Annotated in this window: 1 pseudogene; it reads right to left on the bottom strand. The window is 62.4% G+C overall.

Going from position 1 to position 442, the window contains the following annotated elements:
- Window positions 1-310, bottom strand: a pseudogene (locus SB754_RS19275) (hypothetical protein); the annotation flags it as partial.
- Window positions 311-442 lie beyond the last annotated feature (132 nt).

The following is a 442-nucleotide window of genomic DNA, read 5'->3' as shown; positions in this document are numbered from 1 at the left end:
CTCGGCGGGCGAAACCGATTTGGGCTCCGACACCTTTGCCGAGCTGGTCGGCTTTCACTCCGGCTGCGGCCTGGGCTTGCCGGGTCATTGCGTCGAAGATTGCCGTTGCCCGGGCCTGGGCTGCCGAGGCGGCTGCCTTGAGTTCCTCCAACGCCCGAATGGAATCAATCAACCCCGCCAGCAGTGCAGCTTCTGCCGCAACCGGTTCGCTGCGTCCGCCAGCATTCACGAGTCCGGACGCCAAAGGAGATGGCTCCTTGGAATCCGGGCTGGGAATCGATTCGCCGGTGACCTGCTGATATTCGTACATGTGTTCTATTTTAATGGCGACAGGAGACAGAGACCCGGAACATCGTTACTGGAGAAATACCTGTTTAGACCACTTGGGGGGGGGCGAGGCCCAGCGGGGTGCAGGGCGCGGAAGCGCTGCTGGGTCAGGGCG

The organism is Leifsonia sp. SIMBA_070, assembly GCF_046534635.1.
In the GTDB taxonomy this organism is placed as follows: Bacteria; Actinomycetota; Actinomycetes; order Actinomycetales; family Microbacteriaceae; genus Leifsonia.
Note: the sequence above shows the minus strand (reverse complement) of the source record. Positions and strands in the feature narration are given on the sequence as shown.